Origin of the sequence: Streptomyces misionensis (assembly GCF_007896895.1) — a bacterium.
Classification (GTDB): Bacteria; Actinomycetota; Actinomycetes; order Streptomycetales; family Streptomycetaceae; genus Streptomyces; species Streptomyces misionensis_A.
This window is the reverse complement of the sequence record NZ_VOGW01000114.1, coordinates 57,359-66,456: the sequence shown is the minus strand read 5'-3', so window position 1 is coordinate 66,456 and position 9,098 is coordinate 57,359. Positions and strand designations below refer to the sequence as shown.

Annotated in this window: 4 protein-coding genes; 3 read left to right on the top strand and 1 reads right to left on the bottom strand. The window is 71.4% G+C overall.

From position 1 onward, the window contains the following. Positions 1–2 precede the first annotated feature (2 nt). The 3 genes from FRZ03_RS20390 (at position 3) to FRZ03_RS20380 (ending at position 7,504) form a co-directional block, all read left to right on the top strand. Positions 3–2,435: a glycoside hydrolase family 127 protein gene (locus tag FRZ03_RS20390; protein WP_261399272.1), complete on the top strand. Its 2,433-nt coding sequence runs from the start codon at positions 3–5 to the stop codon at positions 2,433–2,435. A gap of 198 nt (positions 2,436–2,633) precedes the next feature. Then, positions 2,634–5,273: a PA14 domain-containing protein gene (locus FRZ03_RS20385; protein ID WP_146466586.1), complete on the top strand. Its 2,640-nt coding sequence runs from the start codon at positions 2,634–2,636 to the stop codon at positions 5,271–5,273. 335 nt (positions 5,274–5,608) lie between these two features. Then, entirely contained in the window at positions 5,609–7,504 is a 1,896-nt protein-coding gene (locus FRZ03_RS20380) for an arabinofuranosidase catalytic domain-containing protein (RefSeq protein ID WP_146466585.1), read from the top strand. Positions 7,505–7,572: 68 nt separating this feature from the next. On the opposite strand, the gene FRZ03_RS20375 is transcribed toward FRZ03_RS20380, so the two are convergent. Beyond that, entirely contained in the window at positions 7,573–9,093 is a 1,521-nt protein-coding gene (locus tag FRZ03_RS20375; RefSeq protein WP_146466584.1) for a glycoside hydrolase family 43 protein, read from the bottom strand. Positions 9,094–9,098: the final 5 nt, after the last annotated feature.

Sequence of the window (9,098 nt, the reverse complement as noted above, 5' to 3'; positions counted from 1 at the left end):
TCCTGGCCGGCTCCATGTCGGTCGCCGGCACCGCCGCCCTGGCCGGCGTCGCCCCGCCCGCGCATGCCGTCTCACCGAGCGAACCCGCCGCCCCGGCCGCCGGCCGCCGCCCCCACTACACCGCCAACCGGGCGCCGCTGCGGCCAGAGCCCTTCCTGCGGCTGCCGCCCGGCAGCGTCACCCCCAAGGGCTGGCTGCGCACCCAACTGGACCTGCAACTGGACGGTCTGAACGGGCGGATGCCCGAGGTGTCCGACTACCTGGACCCGAAGACCAGCGGCTGGTCCGTCCCGGCCAACGACGGCTGGGAAGAACTGCCGTACTGGTTGCGCGGGTTCGGCGACCTCGGCTACGTCACCCAGGACGCCCGTGTGCTGGAGCTGACCCGCGCCTGGATCGACCGCATACTCGCCACCCGGCAGTCCGACGGCTTCTTCGGCCCCGCCCGGCTGCGCACCTCGCTGAACGGCGGACCCGACTTCTGGCCGCACATGCCGGTCCTGGACGCGCTGCGCACCTGGCACGAGTTCAGCGGCGACGACCGGGTCGTGCCCACTCTGTCCGGCTGGTTGAAGTACCTGCACACACAGCCCGGCACGCTCTTCGGGCAGGGCTGGGGCGCGGCCCGCGTCGGCGACACCATCGACACCGCCTACTGGCTCTACAACCGCACCGGCGAGGACTGGCTGCTCGACCTCGTCCGCACCATGCACACCCACAGTGCCGACTACACCCACTCCATCCCGACCTGGCACAACGTCAACCTCGCCCAGGGCTTCCGCGAACCCGCCCAGTACGGCGTCCTCGCCGGCGACGACTCCTTCCTCGCCGCCACCCGGCGCGTCCACGACACCGTCATGAACGCCTACGGCCAGTTCCCCGGCGGTGGGTTCGCCGCGGACGAGAACGCGCGCCCCGGCTACCACGACCCGCGCCAGGGCTTCGAGACCTGCGGCATCGTCGAGTTCATGCACAGCCACCAGCTGCTCACCCGGATGACCGGGGACACGGTGTGGGCCGACCGCTGCGAGGACCTGGCCCTCAACCTGCTGCCCGCCGCCCTCGACCCGCTCCAGAAGGGCACCCACTACGTCACCGCCGCCAACAGCATCCAGCTGGACAACGTTGCCAAGAAACACGGCCAGTTCAACAACTCCTTCGCCATGCAGGCGTACATGCCGGGCATCCACCAGTACCGCTGCTGCCCCCACAACTACGGCATGGGCTGGCCCTACTACGCCGAGGAGATGTGGCTCGCGAGCCTCGACGGCGGGCTGTGCGCCTCGCTGTACGGCGAGTCCAGCGTCCGCGCGAAGGTCGGCGACGGCACCACCGTCACCGTCGCCGAGCGCACCGAGTACCCCTTCGGCGACACCGTGACGTTCCAGGTGGCCACGCCGCGCCCCGTCTCCTTCCGGTTCTACCTGCGTGTCCCCGGCTGGTGCGAGCGGCCCTCGGTACGGCTCGGCGGCCGTCCGGTGGACGTGCGGCGCAGCGGCGGCCACCTCGTCGTGGACCGGCGCTGGCACGACGGCGACCAGATCGTGCTGCACCTGCCGATGAGGACGACGGTCCGCACCTGGGGCGCCAACGAGGACTCCGTCTCCGTCGACCACGGCCCCCTCGCCTACTCCCTGCGCATCGAGGAGAAGTGGCAGCGCTCCGGTGGCAGCGACGCCTGGCCGGAGTACGAGGTGCGCCCCGGCTCACCCTGGAACGTCGCGCTGGACCTGGACCCGCGCGACCCCGCCCGGTCCCTCGTCGTGGAACGCACCCGTGCCCGCGCCGCCAACCCCTTCACCCAGGACGGCACTCCGGTCCGCCTCCGGGCCCGGGGCCGGCGCCTGCCCGGCTGGACCGCCGACGACCAGAACGTCCTCGCCCCGCTCCAGCAGAGCCCCGCGCGCACCACACAGCCGGTGGAGCAGCTCACCCTGATCCCGGCCGCCGCCGCACGGCTGCGCATCACCTCCTTCCCGGTCGCCGACGCCTCGGCCAAGGCACGCGAATGGGCGGCCGTCACCGCCTCGTTCAGCGGCGTCGACAGCCCGCAGGCACTGCTCATGAACGCCGCCGCCGAACCGTCCGGCTCCTACGACCAGTCGGTGCCGCGCTTCACCTGGTGGGACCGCACCGGCACCGAGGAATGGGTCCAGTACGCCTACGCCGAACCCGTCCACGTCGGCGCGGTGTCGGTGTACTGGTACGACGACACCGGACACGGCGCCTGCCGCGTCCCCGCCTCCTGGCGGCTGGAGTACCGCGCGCCGGACGGCAGTTGGCAGTCGGCCGGGGCGGACGCCGACCACGGCACCGCCGTCGACCGCTTCAACCGGCTCTCCTTCCCCGCCGTGACCACCACCGCCCTGCGCATCACCGCGCAGCTCGAGACCGGGTTCTCCGGCGGCCTCCTGGCCTGGCGCACCGAACCGTGACGGCCCGCGCGCCCGGTCAGGGCAGCCCGGTGCGCATCGAGTCGTACGGCCCGCGCGTGCGCCCGCCACGGCCGGCGCACGGGCCGGACGGCCCGGCACGCCCGAGCACTCCGGAGAACCCCCGAGAGGCTGCCACCGATCCCCGGCGGAGCCGGCCGGCAGCCCCTCCCACCGCTCCGAACGAAAGGTGAACCCCCGTTGAGTCCCGGAAGAAACCGCCTCCCGCTGACCCGCGGACTGGCCGCCCTCGCCCCGCTGCTCCTCGGCGCGGCGCTCCTCACCCCGGCCACGCTCGCACACGCGGCCCCGGCCGCCGAGGCCGCCCCGAGCGCCACCGCGCAGGGGCTGCGCAGCGACTGCTACCTCAGCTCCGACAGCACCTCACTGGATTTCGCCACCTACACCAGCAGCGGCATCCAGCCCTCCCTCAACGTCAAGGACCTCCTGCCGACCCTGCGCAGCTGCGCCGGCTCCACCCTGAACGTCGCCGTGCACTGGACCGGCATGCTGGACGTGCCGGCCGGCGGGTCGTACACCTTCTACATCAAGGGTGACAACGGCTTCCGCATGTCGCTGGACGGCGTCAGCGTCATCGACCACTGGACGACCGACTGGGACGTGCAGACCCAGTCCGAGCCCGTCACGCTGTCCGCAGGCGAGCACCGGCTGTCCTTCGACTACAACCAGGGCAACGGCGGCGCCTACATCCAGACCGAGTGGTCCGGCCCCGGCATCGACCGCCGGCCCGTCCCCGACTCCGCCCTGCACCTGCCGGACGGCTACGCGCCCCTCGATCTGCACAGCACGGTCGACACCTCGGGCCGCAAGGCCGTCGTACAACTCCCGGGCCAGGTCGATGCGTTGCCCGCGGACCTGACCAAGCACCTGTCGGTGATCGCCGGCGGCCGGCGCTGGTCGCCGACCGTGACCACCGATCCCGCCGACCGCTCCCGGCTGGTCCTCTCCGCCGCCGCGACGGACACCCCCGCGGCCATGAAGTCCGAGGTCCGCATCAGCTACGACGGCCAGGGCGGGCTGACCACCGCCGCCGGTCCGCTGGGTGTGTTCTCCAGCGTGGCGCAGAACGACTCCACCTGGTACTTCGCGACCAAGTGGGCCAAGGACGTGTCCCCGTCCAACGCCCTGCCCGACTACCCGCGCCCGCAGCAGACCCGCACGCAGTGGGCCAACCTCAACGGCACCTGGCAGTTCCAGGGCACCACGCAGGACGCCGCGCTGCCCAAGGGCAGGCTCAGCGGGAAGATCCTGGTGCCCTACCCGATGGAGGCGCCGCTGTCCGGCGTCGCCGAGCACCACGACTGGTCGCTGTACCAGCGCACCTTCAAGGTCCCGGCCGGCTGGCGGGTCGGCTCGGGCAACCGGCTGCACCTGAACTTCGGCGCGGTGGACTACGAGGCCTGGGTCTACGTCAACGGCAAGCAGGTCGCCCACCACACCGGCGGCTACCAGGCGTTCACGGCCGACATCACCGACGCCGTCACCCGCCACGGCGACCAGACCGTGCTGCTGAAGATCAGGGACACCACCGACGCCTCCGACCAGGCCACCGGCAAGCAGTCCCGCGATCCGAGCGGCATCTGGTACACGCCCACGTCCGGCATCTGGCAGACCGTGTGGCTGGAACCCGTCCCCGAGGAGAGCATCGACTCGCTCGTGCTCACCCCGAACCTGAAGGACGACACCCTGTCCGTCACGGTGCGCCCGAGCGCCGGCGCCAAGCGCACCGCCCGGGTGACCGCCACCGCCTACGACGGCCACAAGCGCGTCGGCTCGGTCTCCGGCGCCGCCGGAACCGCCCTGCGGCTGCCCATCCGCAACCCGAAGCTGTGGAGCCCGGACAACCCCTTCCTCTACGACCTGAAGGTCACCCTCGACGACGGCCGCTCGCACGACAGCGTCGGCTCCTACTTCGGCATGCGGTCGATCTCCGTCGCCAAGGTCGGCGGCGTCAACAAGATCGAGCTCAACGGCAAGCCCACCTTCCTGCTGGCCACCCTCGACCAGGGCTTCTGGCCCGACGGCATCTACACCGCGCCGACGGACGCCGCCCTCAAGTCCGACCTCCAGCTGCACAAGCAGCTCGGCTTCAACGCCGTGCGCAAGCACATCAAGGTGGAGCCCGCCCGCTGGTACTACTGGGCCGACAAGCTCGGCCTGATGGTCTGGCAGGACATGCCGAGCCGCAACACCGACCACGCCGGCGCCGCGAGCAACGAGGAGTTCACCAAGGAGGTCCACGAGATCGTGGACCAGCACATCAGCAGCCCCTCCGTCGTCATGTGGACCATGATGAACGAGGGCTGGGGCGAGCAGAGCAAGCAGTCCACCGGTGAACTCGCCGACGCCGTCAAGCAGCAGGACCCGTCCCGTCTGGTGGACGCCCACTCGGGAGTCAACTGCTGCGCCTCCAAGGGCGATTCCGGCCGCGGCGACGTCATCGACCACCACCTCTACCACGGCCCGGCCAACCCCGCCCCGGACGCCACCCGGGCGGCCGTGGACGGCGAGCACGGCGGCTACTCGCTCACCATCCCCGGTCACATCGCGGGCGTCGCGGGCGGCCAGGACTACGGTGACGGGCCGACCGACATCGCCGAGATGACCAAGACCTACGTGGAGAACACCAGCCAGCTCATCCCGAACGCCGCCGCCGGACTCTCCGGCTCGGTCTACACCCAGATCAGCGATGTGGAGGGCGAACTCAACGGGCTGATCACCTACGACCGTGCGGTCCTGAAGGTCTACCCGGACCAGGTCAGGGACATCAACCGCAAGCTCATCGCGGCCGGCGCGGCGGCGGGCACCACCGCCCGCTGACGAGCGGCGCCGTTCCCCGGCGCCCGCCTCCCGCCTCCCCGCGAGAGCGAAACAGCGCCCTCCAGGGCCCGGTACCCACCGGGCCCTGGAGGGCTGCGGGATGCCCGGGAACGGTCCGGACCAAGCCCCGACGAGTGGCCGAATCGGACCCCAGACCAACAGAAGACAACAGATCCAGACGTGTTGTCAGCGGGCAGGGAAACTGAAGCAACAAACATTGACGCGTTTGATTCGGTGCGCGTAACTTCCCCGCGAAGGTGCCGAGCGGCGTGAACTCCGCCGCCGCACCGGCAGGTTGAGCTCCATTCCCCTCCCCACAGTCACGGGAGCACACCATGCACAGAGCCCACACCACCACCGCGCGAGGAATCCCGCGCCCCGCCACGAGATCAGCGGTCCTCCGCCCCCTTCGGCACCTGCTGTCCGCCGTGGCCGCCCTCGGCCTCGTCCTCGGCGCGCTGATCGCCTTCCCCGCCGTCTCCCAGGCAGCCGGCTCGCTGCCGTGCGACATCTACGGCGCGGCCGGCACCCCCTGCGTCGCCGCGCACAGCACCACACGCGCCCTGCTGTCCTCCTACAACGGGCCCCTCTACCAGGTCACACGTGCCTCCGACGGGGCCCGCGCCGACATCGGGCTGCTGGCCCCCGGCGGCTACGCCAACGCCGCCCAGCAGGACGTGTTCTGCCAGAACACCACGTGCCGCATCACCAAGGTCTACGACCAGACCTCCCGCCACAACGACCTCACCCCCGGCCCGGCCGGCACCTCCGGGATGGGCGCCGACCGCGGCGCCGACGCGGGCGAGATCGCGGTGACCGCCGGCGGCCACAAGGTCTACGGCATCTGGATCTCACCGGGCGTCGGCTACCGCTACACCGGCGTGGCCTCCGGCGTCGCCGTCGACGGCCGGCCCGAGGGCGCCTACATGGTGGCCTCCGGCACCCACGTCGGCTCCGACTGCTGCTTCGACTACGGCAACGCCGAGAGCACCCCGGCCGACACCGGCAACGGCCACATGGACGCCGTCTCCATCGCCACCACGTGCTACTTCGCACCGTGCACCGGCTCCGGACCATGGGTCGAGGCCGACCTGGAGAACGGCATGTTCCAGGGCGACAACGGCTCCAACACCGCCAACCGGGGCAACAACAGCCCCTTCGTCACGGCCGTGCTGAAGAACGACGGACAGACCAAGTACGCCCTCAAGGGCGGCAACTCCCAGACCGGCGCCCTGACAACCTGGTGGGACGGTGGACTGCCCACCCGCGGCGGCTACAAGCCCATGCACCAGGAGGGCGGCATCATCCTGGGCACCGGCGGCGACAACAGCAACTGGAACCGGGGCACCTTCTTCGAGGGCGTCATGGTCGCCGGCTACCCGAGCGACGCCGCCGAGAACGCCGTCCAGGCCGACATCGTCTCCGTCGGCTACGCGGGCCGGACCGACGTGCCCAACGGCCCGCAGGGCACCGTCACCGGACCGGGCGGCAAGTGCGTGGACGTCGCCGCCGACGACACCGGCGTCAACGGCGCCGCCGCACAGCTGTGGGACTGCCAGACCTGGGCCGAGGACCAGCACTGGCAGCACAACGCCGACGGCTCCCTGAGCACCATCGGCCGCTGCCTGGACATCGAGGGCAACGGCACCGCCAACGGCGCCAAGGTCGAGCTGTGGGACTGCAACGGCGTCGGCGGCCAGAAGTGGGTGCAGCAGGCCGACGGCTCGCTGCGCAACCCGCAGTCGGGCCGCTGCCTGGACTCGCCGAGCGGCGCGACCGCCAACGGCACCCGGCTGCAGATCTGGGACTGCAACGGCTCCACGGCACAGAAGTTCTCCGTCGACGGCGGCGCCCCGGTCGCCGCACCCGGCGGCAAGTGCCTCGACGTGGCCGCCGACGACAGCGGCTCCAACGGCAGTGCCGTACAGCTGTGGGACTGCCAGTCCTACGCCGTCGACCAGCACTGGTACCACAACGCGAACGGCTCCCTGCGCTCGCTCGGCCGCTGCCTGGACGTCAACGGCAACGGCACGGCCAACGGCACCGAGGTCGAGCTGTGGGACTGCAACGGCGTCGGCGGCCAGAACTGGCAGCAACGCGCGGACGGTTCCCTGTTCAACCCCCAGTCGGGCCGGTGCCTGGACTCGCCCGACGGCGCGACCGCCAACGGCACCCGGCTGCGCATCTGGGACTGCAACGGCTCGGCGGCACAGCGGTTCACCCTGACCTGACGCGACGTCAGGACGAGAGAGGGGGGTACGGGACCGGAATCCGGCGTCGTACCCCCCTTTTCCCCGGCTCAGTTGACGTACACCTCGGCGCGGTCGACGCTGACGAACGACGCCCCGGACTGCGCGTCGTGCTCGCCGGTCACCCGCACCCGCAGCGTGTGCCGGCCGTAGGGCAGGCGCGGGCTGAGGAACTGGAGCGTCTCGCCGGTGCGGATCGCGCCGTAGTAGTCGAGACGCTGCTCGGCGCCGCCGTCGACGCTGAGCGCCGCGTAGCCGTTGCCGGTGTCGCGGACGGACAGCAGGGCGATCCGGGTGCCGGTGAAGGTGAACGTGGCGGTGTTCCCGGCCCGGTCGCTCCAGTGGTCGTCGCCCCAGAAACACTGCACGGCGCAGCCGGTGCCCGAGTTCCAGGTACCGGTGTAGGCGACGCTGCCGGCGCCGTTGGAACGGCCGTCGTCGTTGATCCAGTAGGCACCCGGCCCCGGGTCGCCGGACGGCAGGTCCTGGGTGGCGCCCGTCGCGAGCGGGACGCCGAGGTTCGGGCTGCCGTCGGCGTTCCAGCCGATGCGCTGAGCGCGGGTGGTGCGGTCGGTGTAGGTGTAGGCCGAGGTGGTCTTGGCGTGGTAGACGATCCAGTCCTGGGTGCCGTCGGGCGACGTGAAGAAGGCGTGGTGGCCCGGCCCGAAGACGCCGTGGTCGTCGGCGCGGGAGAAGACCGCTCCCTGGTGCTGCGTCCAGTTGCCGGGGACCAGCGGGTCGGCGTTCGACGGCAGCGACATCATCCACACCTGGTAGTCCGGCTTGCCGGTGTCACAGGTCGAATACGTCATCCAGGTACGGCCGTTGCGGTACAGGAACTCCGGCCCCTCCCGCACCTCGGGGCACCCGCCGGCCGCGTCGATCGCCACGGCGTCGCCCGAGACGGTGTACGGGTTCGACAGGGGCGCGATGTTGAGACCGTTGTGCTGGTACGGATTGATGCCGCTGTAGGCCAGGTAGAGGCGGCCGTTGTGCTGGAGGATGCCCGGGTCGATGGCGAAGTCGGCGGCGTGGTTGGGCGGCGCCAGCTTCGCCTTGAAGTGGTACGGCCCGGCCGGGTCGTCGCGGTCGGACTCGGCGACGTAGATCCGGTGGTGGTCGTCGGTGCCGTCGTCTGCGGTGTAGTACAGGTACCAGCGGTCGCCGAACCGGTAGAACTCCGGCGCCCACACATCCCGGTTGCGCGAGGTGTCGGTGTCGGCCCACACGGTGATGGGGTCGGCGGTCAGCAGGGTGCTCAGCGACGGCGAGCGCCACATGCGGATGCTGCCGCCCTGGGAGGTGGTGAGGTAGTAGTTCCCGTTCCAGTACGTCATGAACGGGTCCGGCCCGGTGTTGAGCGGGTTGCGGAACGTGCCGGTCGCGGCGGCCTGTTGGGCCGCGGGCCGGGCCACCGGCCCGTCCGCCTGGGCCGCCGTGGCGGGGGAGGGGCGTACGGCGCTCAGCGCGACGAGGACCAGCCCGAGCGCGACGAGCAGGCCGAGCAGACGTCGCGGGCGCGACCGAGGGGGACGCGACCGAGGGGGAGCGGTGCGGGATTGCGTGCGCATGAGGG